The sequence below is a fragment of the Pseudomonas sp. QD4 genome (assembly GCF_049199125.1).
Classification (GTDB): Bacteria; Pseudomonadota; Gammaproteobacteria; order Pseudomonadales; family Pseudomonadaceae; genus Aquipseudomonas.
In genome coordinates this window covers 1,396,868-1,419,953 of sequence record NZ_JBLZOM010000002.1, presented here as the reverse complement: position 1 = coordinate 1,419,953, position 23,086 = coordinate 1,396,868, and the positions used below count along the sequence as shown (strand labels likewise).

Here is a 23,086-nt window from a genome sequence, read left to right as displayed (position 1 = left end):
CCGCCAGACGGTCCGGGCGTTTTCTCAATCAGTTGCTATAACTCATTGGTAATCCTTCGGATATCCAATCATGCCCGCTGCTCGCGAGCTATTGCGCACCTGGTTCCATCGCCCGTGGTTATTGGCGGTGCTGGCGGCTGGGTTGAGCGCGGGGTTGCTGCTGCTCGGAAGCGCCGGGGTGGCCATGCATCAGGTCGAACAGCGCGAAAGCGAGCAGATGAATGCCCAGGGCGAGCGCTTCCTGGAGCGTCTGGAGCAACTCTTTGGCCAGTTGCGCGAAGGCCTGGATGTGCTGGAGGCGCAGCCCCTGCGTGAATGCAGCGGCGATATGGTCGCCGCGCTGCAGCAGGTGAGCTTCAACTACCGCTTCATTTATGAGGCGGCCTACATCGATGCCACCCAGGCCTGCTCCAATTGGCCGCGCCAGGACAGCCTGGCGGCGATCCGTGCCCCGGATATCAGGGGCCCGACCTACAGCTACTGGCTCAACACCTCGACCCAACCCAACGAAAACCTGGCGGCGCTGATGCTGGGGCGTGGCAACTTCCGAGTCGCCACCTCCCGCGGGCATCTGACCGATGTCGTGGACCTGCCGGCCAACAGCAGCCTGATGGTGGTAGTGGACCATGGCACCCGCGCCATCCCGGTGCTTGGCCAGGCCCTGCCATGGCCGGTGGCCGAACCGGTGCCGCCGGGCAATCACGATGCCCTGCAGGTGACCCCGACCCGCCTGATCTATCGCATGCCCACCCGCACGCCCGAGTATCAGTTGGTGCTGGTCACCCCGCGCGCGAGCATGCAGGCCGAGATGCTGGAGGACTGGTGGTGGCTGCTGCCCATCAGCCTGCTGTTATCGACCTTTATCGGCGGCCTGGTCTATCAACTGGCGCGCCAGAGCCAATCGTTGGGTGGGGAGTTGCACGGAGCCCTGCGCCGCGATGAATTGCAGGTGCTGTACCAGCCAATCTTCGACCTCAATACCCGCCGCTGCGTCGGTGCCGAAGCCCTGCTGCGCTGGCGCCGCCCGGATGGCACCCTGACCAGCCCCGACCTGTTCATCCCCCTGGCGGAAAACACCGGGCAGATCCGCCAGATCACCGACTTTGTCCTGCAGCGCCTGTTGGAGCAGTTGGGGCACCTGCTGCGGGCCAATCCGCAGCTGTACATCTCCGTCAACCTGGCGGCCTGCGATGTGATGGTGCCGCGCATTGGCCAGGTAATGGCCCGGCTGCTGGCCTTGCATCACGTGGCGGCGCGGCAGATTGCGTTCGAGGTGACCGAGCGTGGGCTGATCGATGTGGTGGTGGCCCGCGACAACTTGCAGGCACTGCGCGATGTCGGGCATCAGGTATTGATCGACGATTTCGGCACCGGTTATTGCAGCCTGGCGTACTTGCAGACCCTGCCGGTGGACTGCCTGAAGATCGACAAGGCGTTTATCGACGCTCTGGGCCACGACGCCGCCAGCAGTGGCGTGGCCCCGCATATCATTCGCATGGCCCACGCCCTGCAACTCAAGGTGATTGCCGAGGGCATCGAGTATGAAGATCAGGCGTTGCTGCTGAGCAGCGAGGGGGTGAGCTACGGCCAGGGCTGGCTGTTCGCCCACGCCCTGACGGCGATGCAGTTTATCGAATTGGTCACCCGCGGCCGGCGCCTGGCGCCAAGGCGTATCGACGACGAAGCTTGAAACCTGCTAGAGCGGCAACGCCAGGTAGAACTGGGTGCCCTGCCCCGGCCTTGAGTAGACGCCCATGCGCCCGCCGTGCAGTTGGACAATCTCCTTGCACAGCGCCAGGCCCAGGCCGGCGCCGCCTTTCTTGCGGCCGACCTGGACGAAGGGCTCGAAAATCCGCCCTTGCTGCCCATAGGCAATGCCTTCGCCATTGTCTTCGACGCTGATGATCACCCGTTCGCCATGGCGCCTGGCCTGCAGGCGGATCTGCCCGCCAGGGCCAGTGTGCCGCAAGGCATTGTCGATCAGGTTGTCCAGCACCCGCTCCAGCTGTTGCTGGTCGGCGTTCAGGCGCGGCAGCGGTGCCTGGATCTCCACCAGCAGCTCGATGTCCTTGTCCCGGGCCTCGCCGGCGAAGCGCTGTTGCGCCTGTTCCAGCAGGTTCTCGATGGTGCAGGGCGCCAGGGTGAGTTTTTGCAGGCCGTTCTGATAACGGGAGAAATTCAGCAGGTCGTTGATCAGTTGCATCAGGCGCTGCATTTCTTCGTTGACGGTATTGAGCAGGTCCGCCTCGCGGGAGTCCTCGGCGAAATGCACCCGTTCCTGCAACAGGCCGAAGGCCATGTGCATGCCGGTGACCGGGGTGCGCAATTCGTGGGAGGCACGCAGCACGAACTCGCTGCGTACCCGCTCGAAGGCCCGTTGTTCGGTCACGTCGTGCAGCACCATCACCGCCCCGAGAATATGCCCCTGAGTATGGCTGACCGGGGTCAGGCTGTAGGTCAGCAGGCGCGATTCCCCGTCCACTTCGATGGCCAGGTCCTCTGGCGCGCGCTCCAGGTTGCCGCCGCGCAGCACCAGTTGCAGTTGTTCGTCGAGCTCCGGGCGTTCCAGGGCGCTGCCCAGGCCTTGGCCGAGGCGTTCCTCGTCCCAGCCCAGCTGGCGCTGCGCTACCGGGTTGAGGTGCTCCAGGCGGCCTTGGCGGTCGATCATCAGCAGGCCGTCGTCGATGCTGTCGAGTACCGCCTGCAAGCGCTGCTGGCCGGCCAGCAGTTCGTCGATATTGGTCGCCTGATGCTGGCGCAGGGCCTCGGCCATGATCCCGAAGCGGCGGGTCAGCAGGTTCATCTCCGCCGCCGAGGAGATCGGCAGGGTCACTTCGAAATTGCCCTGTCCGATATTGTCGGCCGCCTTGGCCAGGGCCTCGATCGGTGCACCGAAGCGCCGGGCAATGCCATGGGCGGTGATAAAGCCGATGATCAGCACCGCCACGCCCACCAGCCCCAGCAGGCCGGCGATCAACAGCGCCCGATCACGGGCCTTGCTCTCGATGTGGTTGATGTTGTCCAGGGCTTGCTTGTGTTCGTTGATCAAACCACTGCGCAATGCATTGAAGCGGTCGGTCAGTTGCTGATTGCCTTTGATCCCCAGGGTTGCGTGCTCGGCATTCTGGTAGGCCTCCATAAAACCCAGGTAATCGCTGCGGGCCTGATGGAAGTTGCCGTTCGCATCGCCCTGACGCTGATACTCGATGCCCTGGTCGAGCAGTTCCAGGTAGTGCTGCTTGGACGCTTCCAGGGCGGTCAGGTCGGGGTTGTCGCCGAGCATGATGATGAGTTGATCACCCAGGGTCTGGCGCAGCTTGAGGCCCAGGTCCAGGGTGATGAAGTTGCTGCGGATCAGCGATTCCTGGTTCTTGGCCATCTGCATCACGCTGACCAGTCCCAGCAGCAGCCCCAGCAGGGCCACGGTGATCAACGCGGAAATGCTCAGGAACAGCCGCGTGCGCAGTTTCATCGCTAACTTCATGAAATACAGCTCACAGGTTGTACTGTTTACGTTTGCGATACAGGGTCGAAGCATCGATGCCGAGCGTCTTGGCCGCCTGGTCGAGGGTGTCGCTGGTAGCCAGCACTGCGCCGATGTGGGCTTTTTCCAACTCGTCCAGGCTTAGCGCTGCGCCGATGCGCGGGGCGTTGTTGGTGGGTTGTTCGGCCATGCCCAGGTGGCTGATTTCCACCCGTTCCTGAGGGCAGATGATGCTCGCGCGCTCCACCACGTTGCGCAGCTCGCGGATATTGCCGGGCCAGCGGTAGTTGAGCAGCGCTTCCCGCGCCTCGTCGCTGAAGCCCCGGGCCGGGCGCGCGTATTCCTTGACGAAGCGCGCCAGGAAACGATCGGCCAGGGTCAGGATGTCCTCACTGCGCTCGCGCAGGGGCGGCAGGTGCAGGGTGATCACGTTCAGGCGGTACAGCAGGTCTTCACGGAAGCGTCCGTCACGCACCATGTCCTCGAGGTTGAGGTTGGTGGCGGCGAGGATCCGCACGTCGGCGCGGCGGGTCACCGGGTCGCCCACGCGCTCGTATTCCTTGTCCTGGATAAAGCGCAGCAGCTTGGGTTGCAGGGTCAGGGGGAAGTCGCCGATTTCGTCCAGAAACAAGGTGCCGCCATCGGCCTGGTTGACCCGGCCCAGGGTGCTTTCGCTGGCCCCGGTAAAGGCGCCGCGGCTGTGGCCGAAGAGCTCGCTCTCCATCAACTCGGCGGTCAGGGACGGGCAGTTGATGGTGACGCAGGACTTTTTCGCGCGTTTGCTCCAGCCGTGAATGGCCCGGGCCAGCTCGCCTTTACCGGTACCGGACTCGCCCAGGATCAAAATGTTGGCATCGGTGCTGGCCACCTGGCGCGCGGTTTCCAGTACCACCTTCATCGCCGGGCTGTGGGAGTCCAGGCCGTCCTTGGGTTTGCGCACTTCACCTTCCAGGGCTTCCAGGCGCGCCGAGAGCTGGCGCACTTCCAGTTGCTTGGCGGTGGCCAGGCGCAGTTGGTCGGGGCTGCAGGGCTTGACCAGGTAATCGGCGGCGCCGGCCTGGATCGCATCCACCGCAGTGTCGACTGCCGAATGCGCGGTCACGATCACCACGCGCATCCACGGCGCCTGGGTGCGCATTTGCGCCAGTACATCCAGGCCGTTGTCTTCACCCAGGCGCAGGTCGAGGAAGCACAGGTCGAACACCTGGCGTTGCAACAGGGCGTCGGCCTGGGCCGCGCTGTTGGCGGTGGCGACGGTATAGCCCTCATCTTCCAGGCAGTAGCGGAAGGTGCGAAGGATCGCGGACTCATCATCCACCAGAAGGATACGACCTTGCTTTTCCGGCGTTGATGCCATTTCCCACTCTCCTTAAATGAACTGTCTTATTTAGTCCCGGAAAAATCGGGCAAGTTGCAATGTTAATTCTGATCCATTCCAGGACATGCAGGTTAGTTATCTCCCGAGCTAATAGCTAATGACCTGAATTGGCGGATTTTTCGCGGTTTTGCCGGGGTGTTGTTCAGTCTGGCCCAAGGCCAGCAAAGTTCCCCGGGGGTGATTGGCGGCGCCCAGAACCCGACGAATCGTGCATTTCGCACGGCGTGCCGGGGGCCATCGTGCAGGATGCGTGCGAACAAGGTGTTTTTGTATTTCATAACCTATTGATTTTATTGGTTATTTAATCATTTTCGAAGCTGGCATGGGGGCTGCAATGTAGTCAGTATCAAGGGGCGATTTGCACGGCCCCGCTAATAACATCACCACAGTGTGGGAGGAGTTTCAGGATGAGCCGCCAAAGCCTTGCCCAATTGCGCATTTCGCCTCTGCACTTGCAGCAGGGTCTGTTCGCCAGCCTCGCGTTGCTGGTGACCCTGATTGGCGGTCAGCAGTTTCAGCAGTGGCAGCACGCCCAGCAGCAGCAAGTGCTGCGTGTGCCGGCTCATCAATTCACCCAGACCCATTTCAGCCAGGCGGGCAGCGCATCTGCCGCCTCGGCGCCGATGCAGATGATGGCAGTCGACCAGGCTCAGCCTGCGCTCGAGGCGCCCGCTCAGCAGCGCTGGGTGTTCTAGGCAAAAGGCCCGGCGCGCATTCAGCGCACCGGCGCTGGCAACACAAGCGGCATCCCCAATAGAAGAGTAAGGAGAATCACCATGTTGAGCTGGGCAATCACATTCCTGATCATCGCCATTGTCGCTGCCGTACTGGGCTTCGGTGGTATCGCGGGCACCGCCACGGGTATCGCCAAAATTCTCTTTGTCGTGTTCCTGGTGATGTTTATCGCTTCCTTCTTCTTTGGCCGTCGCGGCCGAGGCTGACCATGAGCTTTTCGTTCAAGACATTGACGGCCGCGCTGTTGCTGGGTGGCAGCACCCTGGCAATGGCGGCCAACGATGGCCAGGCGCGGGTCAATGAGCTGCTCAGCTCGGACCCGCAGTACCGTGAGACCTGGCAAGGGGTTGTGCACAAGGAAGAGCGGTTGCCGGAGTGGGTGATGAACCTCTCGGGTGATGCGCAGCAAATGAACGCCGTTGCAGAAGACGGCGACAAGTACTTGGTCGGGCCGCTGTGCGAAACCGCGCAGACCTGCCTGAACAAGCGCCTGATCGTCGCCGTCAGCTTCGACAAGAAACACGCCTACGCCATGCTGGTCGAAGTGCCGGCGGGCCTGCCCGCAGACAAGTCGCCCACCCGCCATGCCGAGTACCGTTTCCTCGGCAAGCCGGACGAAGGCATGCAGGCGCTGTTGAAAGAGCAACTCAAGAAAGACCCGAACTGGTACTGAGTTCAGAGGTTTTGCTGACAGGCAGAGGCGCCGGCCCAGGCGCTTCTGACTCTTGCCCCGGCCTGAGGAAGGCTTGGGCATGACCAAGGGGCCGGGACGTTCTGATTGTTTCAGGATCGGAGTGACCTAGGGGTACAGGGAGTGCCTCCGCAAGGGCCGGGTCAGGAAAGAGCGGCGGCGCAAGTTCCCAAGCCAATCGTGGCTTGACGGACTTGCGGCGTGCTTGAACGCGCCGCGTCGCGCGCTGAGGCCATGGGCTTCAATTCGACAGCATCGCCCTTGGGATAAAACATCCGTTGACGTCGATCAAACGTTTCACGGTGTTTCTCTGCGACCGTATATCCAGAAACTTCTCAAAAAATACGGATCAGTCTTAGGCTGTTTAATCAGCGCATTCCAGAAGTTTCCAAGGCTCTTTCCTGACCTTCCCGACAGCCCTGCACACCGCCTGAAATGGCCGTTTCGCGGCATTATTGCCTGCCGAAATGGCGTATTCGAACCGGTTGGGACGTTCGTTTCGTTTGGAAAATCTCATGCCGATTCGGCATAGGGTAGGCGTTTACGGCATTAGACGCGCTTCCCTTGCATCGGAATAGTTGCGCCTTTTTTCGCCTGCCGAGAGCCCTGAATCCGCGCTCGGGGTGACCTTATACGGGGGCCGATGCACAGACTTTTCCGCCATTGAGCGTTCCAGTTCGCGCATCAGCCCGAGTCCAACGCAAGTAAGGGTAATGATATGAAGAAGGCAAAGCTTAGCCTCGCCTGGCAGATCCTCATCGGTCTGGTTCTGGGGATAGCAATTGGTGCGCTGCTCAACCACTTCAGTGCGGAAAAAGCCTGGTGGATCAGCAACGTCCTGCAACCTGCGGGCGATATCTTTATCCGTCTGATCAAAATGATCGTGATTCCTATCGTGATCTCTTCGCTGATCGTCGGTATCGCCGGTGTCGGCGACGCGAAAAAACTGGGGCGCATCGGCCTCAAGACCATCGTCTACTTCGAAATCGTCACCACCATCGCGATCCTCGTTGGCCTGGTCCTGGCGAACGTGTTCCACCCGGGCACCGGCATCGACATGAGCACCCTGGGCACGGTGGATATCTCCAAGTACCAGGCGACCGCCGCCGAAGTGCAGCATGAACACGCGTTCATCGAGACCATCCTCAACCTGATCCCGTCGAACATCTTCGCGGCCATGGCTCGCGGCGAAATGCTGCCGATCATCTTCTTCTCGGTGCTGTTCGGCCTCGGTCTGTCGAGCCTGCAATCGGACCTGCGCGAACCCCTGGTGAAGATGTTCCAGGGCGTTTCGGAAAGCATGTTCAAAGTCACCCACATGATCATGAACTACGCCCCGATCGGCGTATTCGCCCTGATCGCGGTGACCGTCGCCAACTTCGGCTTCGCCTCCCTGCTGCCGCTGGCCAAGCTGGTGATCCTGGTTTACGTGGCCATCGCCTTCTTCGCCTTTGTGGTCCTGGGCCTGATCGCACGCCTGTTCGGCTTCTCGGTGATCAAGCTGATGCGCATCTTCAAGGATGAGCTGGTGCTCGCCTATTCCACCGCCAGTTCGGAAACCGTACTGCCGCGTGTGATCGAGAAGATGGAAGCCTACGGCGCGCCGAAAGCCATTTGCAGCTTCGTGGTGCCGACCGGCTACTCGTTCAACCTCGACGGTTCGACCCTGTACCAGAGCATCGCCGCGATCTTTATCGCCCAGCTGTATGGCATCGACCTGTCCATCAGCCAGCAACTGCTGCTGGTGCTGACGCTGATGGTCACCTCCAAAGGCATCGCCGGTGTACCGGGCGTGTCCTTCGTGGTGCTGCTGGCGACCCTGGGCAGTGTTGGCATCCCGCTGGAAGGCCTGGCCTTCATCGCCGGTGTCGACCGCATCATGGACATGGCGCGTACTGCCCTGAACGTGATCGGCAACGCCCTGGCCGTGCTGGTCATCTCCCGCTGGGAAGGCATGTACGACGACGCCAAGGGCCAGCGCTACTGGAATTCCCTGCCGCACTGGCGCAGCAAGGAACCGCTGCCAAGCGGCGAAACCAGCCGCTGATCTAGCCGCTGTCGCAGGCGGCGCCGGTCCTCACGTCCGGCGCGCTGCTTCAGTCCGACCACTGCGTTGTTCGACAAACCCCGGTCAATCCGGGGTTTGTCGTTTCTGCCCGCCCCGCTATCATTCGCCGCATCTTCCGGGGGATTAACTGATGCTCAATGGCCTGTGGCTTGGCTTTTTCATCGTCGCGGCCGTTTCGGCACTGGCGCAGTGGCTGATCGGCGGCAACGCCGGGATCTTTGCGGCGATGGTGGAAAGCATCTTCGCCATGGCCAAGTTGTCGGTGGAAGTGATGGTGCTGCTGTTCGGCACCCTGACCCTGTGGCTGGGTTTTCTGCGCATCGCCGAAAAAGCCGGGATCGTCGACTGGCTGGCCAAGGTCCTGGGCCCGCTGTTCCGCCGCTTGATGCCGGAGGTGCCCGCCGGCCACCCGGCCATCGGCCTGATCACCCTCAACTTCGCCGCCAACGGCCTGGGCCTGGACAACGCGGCCACCCCCATCGGGCTCAAGGCCATGCGTGCGCTGCAGGAGCTCAACCCCAGCCAGACCGTGGCCAGTAACGCGCAGATCCTGTTCCTGGTGCTCAACGCCTCCTCCCTGACCTTGCTGCCGGTGACCATCTTCATGTACCGCGCCCAGCAAGGCGCCGCCGATCCGACCCTGGTGTTCCTGCCGATCCTCCTGGCGACCAGCGCGTCGACCCTGGTCGGGCTGCTCTCGGTGGCCGTGATGCAGCGCCTGCGCCTGTGGGACCCGGTGGTGCTGGCGTACCTGATTCCCGGCGCCTTGGTCCTGGGCGGCTTCATGGCCCTGTTGGCGACCCTTTCGGCCACGGCCCTGGCCAGCCTGTCGTCGATCCTCGGCAACCTCACCCTGTTCGGCTTGATCATGCTGTTCCTGGTGATTGGCGCGCTGCGCAAGGTCAAGGTCTACGAGGCCTTCGTCGAGGGCGCCAAAGAAGGCTTCGACGTCGCCAAGAACCTGCTGCCGTACCTGGTGGCGATGCTGTGTGCGGTGGGTGTGCTGCGGGCTTCCGGGGCCCTGGACTTCGGCCTGGACGGCATTCGCTACCTGGTGGAATGGGCGGGTTGGGACACGCGTTTCGTCGACGCCCTGCCGACCGCCATGGTCAAGCCGTTCTCCGGCAGTGCGGCACGGGCGATGCTGATCGAAACCATGCAGACCCAGGGCGTGGACAGCTTCCCGGCCCTGGTGGCGGCGACTATCCAGGGCAGCACCGAGACCACCTTCTACGTGCTGGCGGTGTACTTTGGCGCGGTGGGTATCCAGCGTGCGCGGCACGCCGTGGGCTGTGCCCTGCTGGCAGAGTTTGCCGGGGTCGTGGCGGCCATTGGGGTGTGCTACTGGTTCTTTGGCTGAGTCCGGGCAAGGCGCTGCAGGGGTGAACGCCCCTGCAGCGTCATCAGACTAGGGTTTGTACAGGGCGCTGCCCTGGGCTACGGCCCAGTCCACCACCTGGCGGCTGAGGGTATCCCCGGCCTGGCCAAAGCCTGCCACCACCGCCGGGACTTTCGGGTCGTTCAACGGCTGGCGCACTTCAAAGCGTTTGCTGGCGAGGATCTTCTGGTCGTAACCGCGCACCAGCCGCGCATCCAGCCCAATCACCACTTCCACCGCGCTGCCCTGGTACTGGCTCTGGAACGCCTGCAATTCGCCGCCCAGTTCGAAGTCCGCCTGCAGGTTGCTGTCGTCGGTGCTCAGCAACGGCACCCGACCGTCGCGCTGAAAGCCGTCGAGCAGGCGGTTGCGCAGCAAGATCGGCGCCGGATCGCTCCAGCGCGAGTTCTTGTAGCTGCTGATCAGGTTGCCCTCGGGCAGCACGGCGATGCGCGCATTGTTCAGTGCATCCCCCGCCACCGGCTTGGCCACCCGCAGCGACCAGTGCTGGACCTGCCCTGTGCCCTTCGCTGCGGTCTGGGCCACTGGCAGCCGATAGACATCCACCGGCTCGCCCTTGGGCAGGATCGAGCAGGCGCTGCTCAGGGCAAAACCGCCGATCAGGGCGAGGTGGCCAAAGGCTCGGCAAATAGGCGTCATGGCGTGAATTCCTTGTTCGTGTCGTTACCCAGGAGGTAGCCGCCGGGATTGGCTTCCAGGCGGCGGGTGATAGCCCGCAGCGAACTCAGGGTATCGCGCAGTTCCCGCACCGCCGGCGCCAGGCCGTTGAGGCCCTGGATGCCGTTGTTCAGCGAGTCTTTGTTGTTGCTCAGCAAGCTGTTGATGGTGGCGCTGCTTTGTTCCAGTGAGCGCATGGCCTGCTCGGCGCTGCCGAACATCTGCTTGCCCTGGTCGTTGAGCAGGCCGTTGGCGGTGCGCATCAGCGCGGTGGTCTGCTCCAGGGTGCCGCTGGCTTGCTTGCCGAGGTTGGCCACCTGCTGCATGGCCAGGCGCAGGTCGCCCCGTTGCTCGGCAATGGCACTGGTGGTCTGTTCGAGATTGGCCAGGGTGTTGTTGATGTGTTCGACGTTCTCCCGGGAGAACATGCGGTTGGCGTTGTGCAGCAGCAGGTTGATGCTGGTCATCAGGTCATTGCTGTTGTTCAGCAGGCGGGCGATGGGAGATGGCGAGGCGACAATGATCGGCAGCTTGCCGTCCTTGCCCCGCAGCGGCTCGCTTTGCGGGGTGCCGCCACTGAGCTGGATGATCGAGGTGCCGGTGATCCCGGTCAGGGCCAGCTTGGCCTGGGTGTCTTCCTTGATTGGGGTTTCGCCGCTCAGGCGGATCCGCGCCAGGACCCGGCGCGGGTCTTTCGGGTCCAGGCGCAGGCTGACCACGTCGCCGACCTTGATTCCGCTGTATTGCACCGCGCTGCCTTTGGACAGGCCGCTGACCGCCTCGTTGAAGACGATCTCGTAGTCCTTGAACTCCTTGTCCACGCTGGACTTGGCCAGCCACAGGCCAAACAGCAGGGCGCCGACCACCACTAGCACGGTGAACAGGCCGATCAATACGTGATGGGCTCGGGTTTCCATGTCATACCTCGTTGAGCTGTGTAGCGGCCAGAAGCGCCGCGCGGCCGCGAGGGCCATGGAAGTATTCGTGTATCCACGCGTCGTCGGTCTCGGCGACCTTGTCGATGGCGTCCGCCACCAGCACCTTCTTCTGCGCCAGCACCGCCACCCGGTCGGTGATGGTGTACAGCGTGTCCAGGTCGTGGGTGACCAGGAACACACTCAGGCCCAGGGCATCGCGCAGGGTCAGGATCAGTTGGTCGAACGCCGCGGCGCCGATCGGGTCGAGGCCGGCGGTGGGTTCGTCGAGAAACAGGATGTCCGGGTCCAGGGCCAGTGCCCGGGCCAGTGCCGCGCGCTTGATCATGCCGCCCGACAGCGAGGCCGGGTATTTGTCGGCAGCCGACAGCGGCAGCCCGGCCAGGGCCAGCTTGACCGCCGCCAGGTGTTCGGCGTCGACGCGGCTCAGGCCGGCGTGTTCGATCAGCGGCAAGGCGACGTTCTCGGTGACGGTCAGCGATGAAAACAGCGCGCCTTTCTGAAACAGCACGCCGAAGCGTCGCTCGACCATCGAGCGTTCATGCTCGGAGAGGCTGGGCAGGTTCTGCCCAAAGACCCGCACCGAACCTTCGCTGGGCTGGCGCAGGCCGATGATGCTACGCAGCAGCACCGACTTGCCGCTGCCCGAACCACCGACCACGGCGAGGATCTCGCCCTTGTACAGGTCCAGGTCGAGGTTCTCGTGCACGCTCTGCTTGCCGAAGCGGTTGCACAGCCCACGGACTTCAATCACCGCCTCGGCGGGGGCACGAGGTAGACGACTCACCATCCCATCTCCATGAAAAACAGCGCGGCCACGGCGTCCAGCACAATCACCACGAAAATCGACTGCACCACGCTGGACGTGGTGTGGGCGCCCACCGATTCGGCACTGCCGCTGACCTTGAAGCCTTCCAGGCAGCCGATCGCAGCGATCAGGAAGGCGAAGATCGGCGCCTTGACCATGCCCACCAGGAAGTGTTGTACGCCGATATCGGTTTGCAGCAGGGACAGGAACATCGCCGGCGAAATCCCCAACGACAAAGCACAAACCACCCCGCCACCGATGATCCCCGAAAGCATCGCCAGGAACGTCAGCATCGGCAAGGCCACCAGCAGCGCCAGGACCCTGGGCACCACCAGCAGCTCCATGGGGTCGAGGCCGAGGGTGCGGATCGCGTCGATTTCCTCGTTGGCCTTCATCGAGCCGATCTGCGCGGTAAAGGCACTGGCCGTGCGCCCGGCCATCAGGATCGCGGTCAGCAGCACGCCGAATTCCCGCAGGAAGGAGAACGCCACCAGGTCCACGGTAAAGATGCTGGCGCCGAAACTGGCGAGCACCGTGGCCCCGAGGAACGCCACCACTGCGCCCACCAGAAAGGTCAGCAGGGCCACGATGGGCGCTGCGTCGAGGCCGGTCTGTTCGATATGGGCCACCATCGGCGTGATGCGCCAGCGCTTGGGGCGCAGCAGGCCACGGGTGATGGTTTCCAGAATCAGCCCGACAAAGCCCAGCAGTTGCAGGGTGTCCTGCCAGATCGCATCCACCGCCCGGCCGATGCGCGACAGCAGTTGGATGCCGACCGAGACTTCCGGCTCCTTGACCGGGATGCAGAAGTCGCTCAGGGAGCAGTAGACGGTGCGCAGCAGCGCGCGGTCGGCGGTCGACAGGGTGCAATCCTGGTGCTCGGCGCTATGCCCCAGGCGCTCGGCCCCCAGCAGCTCCACCAGCAGCGAAGCGCCGGCGGTGTCCAGGGCGCCCAGGGCGTTGAGGTCGACAGGGGTGTTGGCGTCGTACTGGCTGGCCAACTGCTGGGTGAGGTGCTTGAGTGCGGTGTAGTGGGCAAGCGTCCAGTCCCCGCTGATGCGCAGCTGGGGCGGGGTCTGGGAAGTATCGAGTTGGGCACTGCCGGCCGTTGCGCTGCTGGTCATAAGCTCCGTGCTTGTCTGGCTGTTACGCAGTGCTACGTAATAGCACGATCCCGGTTATTTTGCCTCGCCCTGAGCCGGGGCGGCTTGATCTGTGCCGGTGACATTGAAGCGCAGCACACCGATCACCTGCCCGTCCTCGGTCAGGACCCTGACCTGCCAGCGGCCCACCGGGTCGCCGGGGAAATTCTGCTTGTGGCTCCAGGCGCGGTAACCCTCCTTGCGCCCGCCATGGATATCCAGGGCAATGCGGTCGAGCTCTTTGCCGTTGAATTGCCAGACATGATAAATCCGCTCGTCGAGCCCGCGCGGGGCGTTGATCGCGGTGTAGGCGTACAGGCCGTTGCTGCGCACCTGGGCGACGCTGATGTCTTCCAGGCTGTCGCCGGGCGTGCGGTCCTGCAACTGGGTGCTGATGGCCTCTTCGGTGATCCACAGGGTCGCCGGCGGCACCCAGGAACGCAGCAGCCAGCCGGTGCCGCCAATCGCCAGGGTGATGCTCAACACCGCCAGGCCGCTGCGCAGGCTGCGGATCGGGAAGATCGAGGCCAGGCTCGGAAACGACAGCAGCATGGCGATACCCAGCGCCAGCTTGAAGCTCTGCGAGGTGGTCAGGTGCAGGATGATCGGCAGCGCCGTGAGCAGCACCGCGAACAGGGTCAGGGTGTGCAGCGCCAGGAACAGCCAGCGACGCGGTGCCAGCCACTTGTAGTACAGCGGGTCGGTGATCGAGACCAGCGCCGCGGCCCCCAGCAGCCCGGTAAAGGCCAGTTGGCCGCTGTTCCAGGCGGTGGTGATAAAGAAGAACGGCAGGACGAAGAACAGGCTTTCCTGGTGGATCATCTGCGTCGCGTAGCGCAACAGCGGCTGGGGAATTTCGCGCTTGAAGACCCGGGTGAAGAGTTGGGTCAGGGTGTTTTCCAGCATCAGCCAGACCCAGCTCACCAGCATGATCACCGCGATCCAGGTGGCCAGGCCTTGCTGGCGGTCCACCAGGATGAAACTGCCGACCCCGGAAATGAACCCGCCGAGGGCGATCACCCCTGGGTAGCGCTTCATCAGTTCGAGGATGCGCTGTATATGGTGAGTCCAGTTAGGCATTGGGCGGGTTCACAGTCATGGCGGGGAAAATCGGCGACAGGATAGCGTCGCCGCGCAGGTGTGGCGAGGCGCCCGGGCAATTAAACCGCGTGCGCCTGCGACCCCGGTTCATCGTCGCCGCAGGCGCCAGCCCAGGGCGATCAAGAACACCAGCGCCAGCAGCCCGCCCAGCAGCCACACCACCTGCTCGTCACTGAGCAGCGGTTTTTCGATGCGCAGGTAGCCCGGCTCCGCCAGCAATTGGCGCATGGCCTGGTTGGTCTGCTCCAGGCTCACGGCCCGCAGGCGCTTGGCCGGGTCGTTGAAACGGCCATCGGCGTAATCGCCCAGGGCGCTCCAGTAGTAGTCGGCCAGGGCACTGTTGCCCTGCACGGCCCAGGCCTGGCGGGCAACGGCGGCCTGCTTGAGGCGCTCGAAAGTGGCGGCATCCAGTCCGTCCTTGAGCAACTGCGCCTTGAGCTCGCGAATCACTTGCTGCGCCTGCTCCAGGTCATCGCGCGCCAGGTCGGCGTTGAGGCTGAGGAAGCCCTGACCGCCGAACACCTCGCGGTCGCTCCAGGGGCCGTATGACAATTCGTGGTCGAGCCGCAGCCGGCTGTAGAGCGCCCAGTCCAGGTACTCCTTGAGCAGGTCGAAGGTGGCGTCGTGCTCGTCGTCCAGCACCGGCTCGGCAAACAGCCAGTGCAAGGTTGCGCCGTTGCCGACCCAACCCTTGATCAGGCTGCGCTCGGCCGCTGCCGGCTGCTGGATATCCGGCAGCGCCAAGTGTTCGCTGGGCTCCACCGGTTCGAGCTGGCCGTAGGTGCGCTCCAGGTAGGCCGGGAGCAGGCGGTCGAGGTCGCCGACGATGATCAGGGTCATGTTGTTCGGGGCATACCAGTGCTTGCGCACCTGATCCAGCTGCTCGGCCGTGAGGTGTTCGACTTCGGCGCGCTCGGCGCATTTCAGGCCCAGTTCCACCGCCAGTTGATTGCCGGCCTTGTGGCCCAGGTCCTGACGATCGAGCCAGCGCTGCAGGTGCGAGTAATGGCCGCCGTCCTCGCGCTCCACCACCTGTTTCGCGGCGGTGATGGCGTTGTCGTCGATCTGGGTGCGGGTCAGCAGGGCCAGCAGCAGGTCGAGGACCTTGCGCTGGTTTTTGGCCGGGGCCTCGATGACGAAGGTGGTGTCGGCATTGCTGGTGAAGGCATTCCACTCGCCGCCCAAGGCCTGCATGCGTTCTTCCAGGCCGCCTTCGCCGCTGCCATCGATACCGCTGAACAGCAGGTGTTCCAGCAGGTGCGGCAGCTCCTTGTCGGCACAGTCGAAGTCATCCAGGCCGATCCCGACCACCAGGCGGATGGCCACATGGCCGCGCTCGGTCCCGGGCTTGAGCAACAGCTGCAGGCCGTTGGGCAGCATGTAGCCCTCGACCTGAAAGCGGTCCAGGGCCGACACGTGAGCGCAACTCAACAACAGACAGGCGAACAACAGACAACGCATAGCGAGCTTCCTTACGGCGTGCGTAAGTTCTACAGACTTCAGTCAACCATGGACGTTCAGGGTGAATGGGTGATGTCAGCGAGATCTTCCGCCGCCAGGGCACCGGTTTCGGAGGTTTCCAGGACCACATAGGCGCTGCTGCAGAACAGCGAGTTCAAGCGCTTCATGTCGGCGATCAGCTCCAGGTGCAGCGAACTGGTCTCGATGCTCTGGACGATTTTACGTTGCAGGCGGCTGACGTGGGCGTGCGCCAGGCGTCGTTCCTGTGCGCGGAAGCGACGCTTCTCGCGCAGCAACTGGCGCGCGCTTTCCGGATCGGCACTGAGAAAGACCGACAGCCCCAGGCGCAGGTTGGCGATCAATTGGGCGTGCAACCCGGCCAGCTCTTCCAGGCCGACTTCGGAGAACTGGCGGCGTTGCGAGGTTTTCTGCTGCTGCACCTTGCGCAGCATGCGTTCGATCAGGTCGCCGGCAAGCTTGAGGTTGATTGCCAGCTCGATGATCTCGGCCCAGCGCCGGCTGTCCTGGTCGCTGAGGTCTTCCCGGGGCATTTGCGCCAGGTAGAGTTTGATTGCGCTGTAGAGCGCTTCGACATCGTCGCTCAGGCTGCGCATTTCCTGGGTGACGGCGGTCTGTTTGCCGCGCAGCACGTCGAGCATGGCTTCGAGCATGTTGTCGATCAGGTCGCCCAGGCGCAGGGTTTCCCGCGCCGCGTTGGCCAGGGCCAGGCTCGGGGTGACCAGGGCCGTGGGGTCCAGGTGTCGCGGTTTGGCCCGGCCGCTGTCTTGCGGGCGCTCGGGCAACAGCCAGGCGCAGAGCTTGGCCATGGGCCCGACCGTGGGCAGGAGCAGCAGGCAGCGCAAGGTGTTGTAGAGCAGGTGGAAGCCAATCACCACCTCTTGCGGGCTGAAATCCAGGCTGTCCATCCAGTGCGCCAGGGGGTCGAGCACCGGGATGATCAACAGCAGGCCGAACAATTTGTACAACAGGCTGCCCAGGGCCACCTGGCGCCCGGCGGCGTTCTGCATGCTGGTACTGAGGAAGGCCAGCACGCCGCTGCCGATGTTGGCGCCAATCACCAGGCCGATGGCCACCGGCAGGCTGATCACGCCGGCACCGGCCAGGGTCGCGGTCAGCAGCACGGCCGCCAGGCTGGAATAGGACACCATGGCGAACACCGCGCCCATCAGGGCGTCGAGCAGGATGTCGCCGGTCAGGGAGGCGAACAGGACCTTCACGCCCTGGGCATGGGTGATCGGCGCGGCAGCTTCGACAATCAGCTGCAATGCCAGAATGATCAGGCCCAGACCGATACCGACCCGACCCAACTGGCCGGCACGGGTCTGTTTGCGCGAGAGGAAGAAGATGACCCCGAGGAAGATCAGCAGCGGCGACAGCCACGACAAATCAAAGGTCAGCACTCGTGCCATCAGCGCGGTGCCGACGTCGGCCCCGAGCATGGTCGCCAGGGCTGGGGTCAGCGCCATCAGGCCCTGGCCGACGAACGAGGTGACCAGCATCGCCGTGGCGTTGCTGCTCTGGACCATGGCGGTGACCAGGATCCCGGCGACAAAGGCCAGCGGGCGGCTGGCCATGTTCTGGCCGATGACGTGACGCAGGTTCGAGCCATAGACCCGCAGGATCCCGGTACGCACGATATGCGTGCCCCAGATCAACAGGGTCACGGCGGACAGCAGATTGAGCAGGGTCAGCATAAAGGGTCCCCTGGGGTGAATCGCCCCAAAGGGGCAAGTTGACGGTGCCGCGCGACGATCTACGTTCTGTACTTAAGCTGTAGTTGGCTAACGGTCTGGGCGCCAGCATCGCATAGCTAAAGTGCGCATTGAAATAAAACTGTCATGAAAACAGCTTTCTGCAGACGTGAAAAAGGGGCCCGAGAGCCCCTTTCTTTCAGTCCGCGCTCGGGTTACTGACCCGGAATATCCTTGCGCAGTTTCACTGGATCGCTCTGTTTTTTCTTTTTCGCGATGGCGGTGCGCATCTTGATGTTGACCGCTTCCACCGCCAGGGAGAACGCCATGGCGAAGTAGACGTAGCCTTTTGGCACGTGCACTTCGAAGGCTTCGGCGATCAGCACGGTACCCACCACCAGCAGGAACGACAGCGCCAGCATCTTCAGCGACGGGTGCTTGTCGATGAAGTCGCTGATGGTGCCTGCGGCGAGCATCATCACCAGCACCGCGACCACGATCGCCGCGACCATCACTGGCACATGGGACACCATGCCGACGGCGGTGATCACCGAGTCCAGGGAGAACACGATGTCGATGATCGCGATCTGGATGATGGTGTAGAGGAAGTTGCCGCCCTTGCCGGTGGGTTCGTCCGCCGTCTCGTCCTCGCCTTCCAGGGCGTGGTACATCTCCTGGGAGCTTTTCCAGAGCAGGAACAGGCCGCCGAAGAACAGGATCAGGTCACGCCCGGAAATACCCTGGCCGAAGACCACGAACAGGTCGGCGGTCAGGCGCATGACCCAGGTGATCGACAACAGCAACAGGATGCGCGTGACCATGGCCAGCGCCAGGCCGAACAGCCGGGTCCGGGCCTGCATATGCTTGGGCATGCGGCTGACCAGGATCGAAATCATGATGATGTTATCGATGCCCAGGACGATTTCCAGGGCGGTCAGGGTAAAGAAGGCAACCCAGATTTCCGGGTTGGTCAGCCATTCCATGTGTATTCCTTTGAGCGAGTGTTAGATCGCCCGGGGCGGTTGATCAGCCAACCGGCCCGGGCGAAGAGTCATTGCAGTTATAGAGTGCTGAACAGTGGAAAGATCCCCATCAGCAAGGCTGCGAACATTATGCACAGGCAGACCAGCACTGCCCACTTGAGGGTGAAGCGCTGGTGATCGCCGAACTCGATCCCGGCCAGGGCTACCAGCAAGTAGGTCGAGGGTACCAGCGGGCTCAGCAAATGCACGGGTTGGCCGACGATCGAGGCACGGGCCATCTCCACCGCGGTGATGCCGTAGTGGCTGGCCGCCTCGGCCAGTACCGGCAACACGCCGTAATAGAAGGCATCGTTGGACATGAAGAAGGTGAACGGCATGCTCACCAGCGCGGTAATCACCGCCAGGTACGGCCCCAGTGCGTCGGGGATGACCGCCAGCAGGCTCTTGGACATGGCGTCGACCATGCCGGTGCCGGACAGGATCCCGGTGAAGATACCGGCGGCGAAGATCAGCCCGACCACCGCCAGTACGCTGCCGGCGTGGGCGGCGACGCGGTCCTTCTGCTGTTGCAGGCACGGGTAGTTGACGATCATCGCGATACTGAAGGCCACCATGAACAGCACCGGCAGCGGCAGCAAGCCGGCGATCAAGGTGCACATCAGGGCCAGGGTCAGCGCGCCGTTGAACCAGATCAGCTTCGGACGGCGGGCATCAGGGAATTGCGAAACGCTGATTTCGCTGTGGTCGATCTCGTCGCCCACCAGGTGCAGTTCACCCAGGCGCGCCCGTTCGCGCTTGCCGTACATATAGGCAATCGCCAGGATCGCCACCACGCCCGCCAGCATGGCCGGGATCATGGGTACGAAAATGTCCGAAGGGTCCACGTGCAGCGCACTGGCGGCGCGTGCGGTGGGGCCGCCCCAGGGGGTCATGTTCATCACCCCGCCGGCGAGGATGATCAGGCCGGCCATGATCCGCGGGCTCATGCCGATGCGGCTGTACAGCGGCAGCATGGCGGCCACGCAGATCATGTAGGTGGTGGCGCCGTCACCGTCCAGGGACACCACCAGTGCCAGCACCGCCGTGCCGACCGAGACCTTTAGCGGGTCACCCTTGACCAGCTTGAGGATCTTGCGCACCGCCGGGTCGAACAGGCCCGAGTCGATCATCAGGGCGAAATACAGGATGGCGAACATCAGCATCACGCCGGTGGGCGCCAGCTTGGTGATGCCTTCGAGCATCATCGGGCCGATCTTCGGCGCAAAGCCGCCGAACAGGGCGAAGAGGATGGGCACGATGATCAGGGCAATCAGCGCGGACAGGCGCTTGGTCATGATCAGGAACATGAAGGTGATGACCATGGCAAAGCCAAGGAAAGTCAGCATGGGAATACTCCAGGCGTAGCGCGGCTAGGGAATGGCGAACCGGTGGGGTCAGCGCAGAACGGGAAGCGCGAGGCGTACGGGTGGAGTAGGTGCAGCGAGGCGGGTAGGAGCAAACATCAGAATCACCATTGTTGTTGTTAATTGGGCCGGGAAGCGTCGCAACGCTCACTGTGGCCAACCGGTCTATTGCCGGAAGTGGAGGCGATCCTAATCGGGGAAGCTTTCAGCTACCTTTCGCCGGTGAAAGGAATGGGTGGATGTTCAAGCAACCGATGAGCGGCATACAGTGACCGCCATAACAGCAAGGGAGAAAGGCACATGGGCGAACTGCACACCGGGGGCTGTCATTGTGGTCGGCTGCGTTATCAATTCAGTGGCCCGCTGCGGAATATCGCCCATTGCCACTGCTCGACCTGCCGCCGGGTCAGCGGCGGCCTGGTGACCACCTGGATCACCCTGCCCGCCCCGGCCTTCCAATGGACCCAAGGCACGCCCGCGCGCTACGGCTCCTCCCCCAGCTGCACCCGCCTGTTCTGTGGCAACTGCGGTGCGCAGCTGGCGCTGGAGACCCAGCTGAGCCCGGGCAGCATCGACGTGACCATCGCCACCCTCGACCACCCGGAACAGGCCCCGGCCGACCGGCATATCTGGACCGACAGCCGCCTGCCCTGGCTGCACCTGGATGAGCAGTTACCGCAAGAGCCGCAAGAACAGCTCTAGCCCGGCATCGGCGGCTCGCTGGGGGGCGCCGCAGGCGGTGTGAACAGGCCCGCCAGCTCCGCCTGGGTCTCGGCGACAAACCACTGGCTCAAGCCCGGACGCCACAGCAAACTCTGGCGCGTGATCTGCCCGGTGCTGACGTAGTGTTGCAGCTCAAGAAAGCTGTAAGGGCCGTATTCGACGCCGCCAACGTTGAGGTGATAGCGCGCCTGATTGTCCCTGGCATGCTGCGCCGCGGCCTGTGCTGCATGAATGCCTGGGTTGAACAAGGCCTCCAGCCAGCCAGGGTCGAAGCACTCCGGGCGCAGCTGGAGTTTCTCGCTGTGGTGCGGGACGACTTCAGAGACATAGACATCGCCTTTGGAGCCGCTGATCGAACGGGTGAACGCCGGCAAGTGATTTCGCGCCTGCTCGATCAGGGCTTCGGCGTGTTCAGGCGCCTGCTCGTGCAGGAGCCTGAAGGATTCGCTGCGGAGGATGGCGCTGAGCTCCCTGGGCAATGAGCACGCCGGCTCGGCTATCCCTTTTTCATCGACCACTCTCAGGCTTTTGTAAGCGTCGTGCCTTAAGTGCTCGAACAGCGCGCACAGCGCGGCAAGCAGTGCCGGGCGCGGCTGGCTCAAACGCGCCTGCACCCGCGTCGAGAGCAGTTGCCGATGAGGGGCCCGCAGCCCGTATTGGCGAATGGCCGGCTCGGTGCCGATGCCAAAGGCCTCGCCTTCGTCGATGAGTTCGTAGGCCTGCCCCGGGTTGCGGGTCAATTCGCCCAGGGCAATGGCTTGCAGATACAGGCGCAGGTCGCGCGCCAAGGCCAGGTAGTGCGCCTGGTCGAAGATCAGCGGATGGCAGTTGGCGTGCTTGTTCACGTGCAAGGGACGCTGCTGTGCCTGCTTGCGGTAGTTGGCCAGGTAGACGGGCAGGTCGCGCAAGGCATTCAGGGCAAAGCCGCTCAAGCGCATGGAGGCGACCAGCCGCCCAGGGACCTGACAATCGATGAATTGCAGGTCATTCGGGCGCAGGCCTGGCAGTGCGGGCAGGCATTGACTCAGCAACTCACCGTACAGGCGCCTGAACTCGGCAGGTTGCGGCACGCTGAGCAGACACAGGTAAGCGTCGGGGTTGGTTCCGCGGCCGGGTTCAAGCTCCAGGTTGGCCCAGGGCATGGCCTGTTCCAGCCACAGGCTCAATACCCGGCGCAGGTCTTGCGCAGTCAGGCCGGCCAACAGGGCGAGCAGTGGGTCTTCGCCCTCCTGTGGCGCCATCAACCCGCTGAGCAGCGGCTGGGTGTGGCCGCTCAGGTGCAGGTCGGCCAGGCCGTCGGGCCGGTACGTCGCGTACAGCTCGGCATGCCCCTGGCTGGAATAGCTCATGGGGTTCCGCAGGGCGGGGGTATTTTCGAACTCTTCCGGCAGTTCCACTCTATGACTACGGATGGTGTACTGGCGATGGATGCTGCTCATGATCCATTTTTTCTCGCTCAGCGGCGGATTGGCCAGATCGTTGAACAGCATGTCGCCGAGCATCAACGGCAGGTCTTCAGGCTCCTCACAGCGACGTTGCGCGAGGTTGCAGGTGTCGAACACATAGAGGTCGTCGAACGGCCCCACCGGGTTGTCGTCCTGCGCGGTCGTATAACCATGCCCGCGAGTTTCCAGCTCCATCAGTGCGGCGTAGCTGTGGGCCTGTGCCCGCTCCGGTTCGATGTGCATCGCCCCGCCGGCCAATACCAGATGCAAGGCGACACGCCCGGGGATGTTCTGTTCGGCAAGTGTTTGCCGGACCAGATCGCCGATCTGCAGAAACGACCCCGAACCGTAGCTGCCCGCCGCCGAGGCGATTATCACGATATTGATGCAGTCCCGGCTCACCTTGAGGCCAAGGCGCTGGGCCTCGGCGTCTTGCGTGGGGTCGCAGGTGTGCAGGTGGTGCAGGGCCTGATGCACCCTGGCGCGGATCTGGTCGGCCTGGGTCAGGCAGTACAGGCGGGAAAAACCGCGAAGCCGATGGTATTTCATCGGCTCGATTCCCCAGTGCTTCATGGTCTGCGAGGTCAGGGGCGACCATTTGGCGACGTCGGGCGAGTCCAGCTCGGCCTCGGGGTCGAACGGGCCACTGATGATTTCATCGACCCGAAAACAGGTTTCGGGCTGCGCGGGCTCCAGGCCCCGCTCCCAGACCTGGAAGTCACTCGGGTGGAACCGAATAAAGCGCGCCAGGGGGAAGTCGGCGAGGCGCTCGATGCGTTGCCCCTCGCGCCAGGAGGTGGCCAGCAGGCGCTTGCGCAGGTGCAGGCCGACCCGGCGGCCGGTGTTGCCCAGCGCGATAAAAAGCGTGGGGCGAACCTCATACCCGGATTCGGTCATGGGTGTGTCTCCAGCGATCCATGCGGTTTGCCCAGGGGCGCCCGACGGGCGCCCCCCATCAGGC

The 23,086-nt window shown here is 63.4% G+C and carries 19 protein-coding genes; 7 read left to right on the top strand and 12 right to left on the bottom strand.

What is annotated here, in order from left to right:
• The first annotated feature begins 70 nt into the window (after positions 1 to 70).
• On the top strand, positions 71 to 1,690 hold the full coding sequence (locus tag ACOZJV_RS17470) for an EAL domain-containing protein (RefSeq protein ID WP_078470262.1): 1,620 nt from the start codon (positions 71 to 73) through the stop codon (positions 1,688 to 1,690).
• Between the two features lie 6 nt (positions 1,691 to 1,696).
• Here ACOZJV_RS17470 and ACOZJV_RS17465 read toward each other — a convergent pair whose 3' ends face one another.
• Positions 1,697 to 3,484, bottom strand: a complete 1,788-nt coding sequence (locus ACOZJV_RS17465) for an ATP-binding protein (protein WP_201128797.1) — start codon at positions 3,482 to 3,484, stop codon at positions 1,697 to 1,699.
• A 10-nt stretch (positions 3,485 to 3,494) separates the two neighbouring features.
• Positions 3,495 to 4,841 carry a sigma-54-dependent response regulator transcription factor AlgB gene (gene algB / locus ACOZJV_RS17460; RefSeq protein ID WP_201128799.1) on the bottom strand — a complete coding sequence of 449 codons (1,347 nt, stop codon included), beginning with the start codon at positions 4,839 to 4,841 and terminating at the stop codon, positions 3,495 to 3,497.
• A 428-nt stretch (positions 4,842 to 5,269) separates the two neighbouring features.
• On the opposite strand from algB, the gene ACOZJV_RS17455 reads away from it, so the two are divergent.
• The 5 genes from ACOZJV_RS17455 (at position 5,270) to ACOZJV_RS17435 (ending at position 9,716) form a co-directional block, all read left to right on the top strand.
• Positions 5,270 to 5,557: a hypothetical protein gene (locus ACOZJV_RS17455; RefSeq protein ID WP_421548120.1), complete on the top strand. Its 288-nt coding sequence runs from the start codon at positions 5,270 to 5,272 to the stop codon at positions 5,555 to 5,557.
• Between the two features lie 81 nt (positions 5,558 to 5,638).
• Positions 5,639 to 5,803, top strand: coding sequence for a DUF1328 domain-containing protein (locus tag ACOZJV_RS17450; protein WP_003170804.1), 165 nt, complete (start codon positions 5,639 to 5,641; stop codon positions 5,801 to 5,803).
• 2 nt (positions 5,804 to 5,805) lie between these two features.
• The gene (locus tag ACOZJV_RS17445; RefSeq protein WP_078470258.1) at positions 5,806 to 6,270 is read left to right on the top strand and encodes an inhibitor of vertebrate lysozyme family protein; all 465 of its coding nucleotides are present in this window, start codon (positions 5,806 to 5,808) and stop codon (positions 6,268 to 6,270) included.
• 736 nt (positions 6,271 to 7,006) lie between these two features.
• Entirely contained in the window at positions 7,007 to 8,335 is a 1,329-nt protein-coding gene (gene gltP, locus ACOZJV_RS17440; RefSeq protein WP_421548119.1) for a glutamate/aspartate:proton symporter GltP, read from the top strand.
• Between the two features lie 151 nt (positions 8,336 to 8,486).
• A complete protein-coding gene (locus ACOZJV_RS17435) occupies positions 8,487 to 9,716 on the top strand; it encodes a nucleoside recognition domain-containing protein (RefSeq protein WP_020297731.1) in 1,230 nt (409 codons plus the stop codon).
• A 48-nt stretch (positions 9,717 to 9,764) separates the two neighbouring features.
• On the opposite strand, the gene ACOZJV_RS17430 is transcribed toward ACOZJV_RS17435, so the two are convergent.
• From ACOZJV_RS17430 to ACOZJV_RS17390, 9 genes are all read right to left on the bottom strand, one after another.
• The gene (locus ACOZJV_RS17430) at positions 9,765 to 10,394 is read right to left on the bottom strand and encodes an ABC-type transport auxiliary lipoprotein family protein (RefSeq protein ID WP_078470256.1); all 630 of its coding nucleotides are present in this window, start codon (positions 10,392 to 10,394) and stop codon (positions 9,765 to 9,767) included.
• Positions 10,391 to 11,329: an MlaD family protein gene (locus tag ACOZJV_RS17425; RefSeq protein ID WP_020297733.1), complete on the bottom strand. Its 939-nt coding sequence runs from the start codon at positions 11,327 to 11,329 to the stop codon at positions 10,391 to 10,393. Before ACOZJV_RS17425 ends, ACOZJV_RS17430 begins: the two co-directional genes overlap by 4 nt.
• 1 nt (position 11,330) lies before the next feature.
• Positions 11,331 to 12,137, bottom strand: coding sequence for an ABC transporter ATP-binding protein (locus ACOZJV_RS17420; protein ID WP_421548118.1), 807 nt, complete (start codon positions 12,135 to 12,137; stop codon positions 11,331 to 11,333).
• On the bottom strand, positions 12,131 to 13,279 hold the full coding sequence (locus ACOZJV_RS17415) for an ABC transporter permease (protein ID WP_078470255.1): 1,149 nt from the start codon (positions 13,277 to 13,279) through the stop codon (positions 12,131 to 12,133). Before ACOZJV_RS17415 ends, ACOZJV_RS17420 begins: the two co-directional genes overlap by 7 nt.
• Positions 13,280 to 13,333: 54 nt before the next feature.
• Positions 13,334 to 14,377, bottom strand: coding sequence for a DUF5924 family protein (locus ACOZJV_RS17410; RefSeq protein ID WP_078470254.1), 1,044 nt, complete (start codon positions 14,375 to 14,377; stop codon positions 13,334 to 13,336).
• A gap of 108 nt (positions 14,378 to 14,485) precedes the next feature.
• Positions 14,486 to 15,859, bottom strand: coding sequence for a M16 family metallopeptidase (locus ACOZJV_RS17405; protein WP_421548117.1), 1,374 nt, complete (start codon positions 15,857 to 15,859; stop codon positions 14,486 to 14,488).
• A gap of 56 nt (positions 15,860 to 15,915) precedes the next feature.
• Positions 15,916 to 17,574: a Na/Pi cotransporter family protein gene (locus tag ACOZJV_RS17400; protein ID WP_078470252.1), complete on the bottom strand. Its 1,659-nt coding sequence runs from the start codon at positions 17,572 to 17,574 to the stop codon at positions 15,916 to 15,918.
• A 212-nt stretch (positions 17,575 to 17,786) separates the two neighbouring features.
• On the bottom strand, positions 17,787 to 18,554 hold the full coding sequence (locus tag ACOZJV_RS17395; RefSeq protein ID WP_078470251.1) for a TerC family protein: 768 nt from the start codon (positions 18,552 to 18,554) through the stop codon (positions 17,787 to 17,789).
• Positions 18,555 to 18,631: 77 nt separating this feature from the next.
• On the bottom strand, positions 18,632 to 19,939 hold the full coding sequence (locus tag ACOZJV_RS17390; RefSeq protein WP_020297740.1) for a CitMHS family transporter: 1,308 nt from the start codon (positions 19,937 to 19,939) through the stop codon (positions 18,632 to 18,634).
• Positions 19,940 to 20,257: 318 nt separating this feature from the next.
• Between ACOZJV_RS17390 and ACOZJV_RS17385 the strand changes: the two genes are divergently transcribed.
• A complete protein-coding gene (locus ACOZJV_RS17385) occupies positions 20,258 to 20,659 on the top strand; it encodes a GFA family protein (protein ID WP_421548116.1) in 402 nt (133 codons plus the stop codon).
• On the opposite strand, the gene ACOZJV_RS17380 is transcribed toward ACOZJV_RS17385, so the two are convergent.
• A complete protein-coding gene (locus ACOZJV_RS17380; RefSeq protein ID WP_421548115.1) occupies positions 20,656 to 23,022 on the bottom strand; it encodes a tubulin-like doman-containing protein in 2,367 nt (788 codons plus the stop codon). The two genes, ACOZJV_RS17385 and ACOZJV_RS17380, sit on opposite strands and share 4 nt — an antisense overlap.
• Between the last annotated feature and the right edge of the window lie 64 nt (positions 23,023 to 23,086).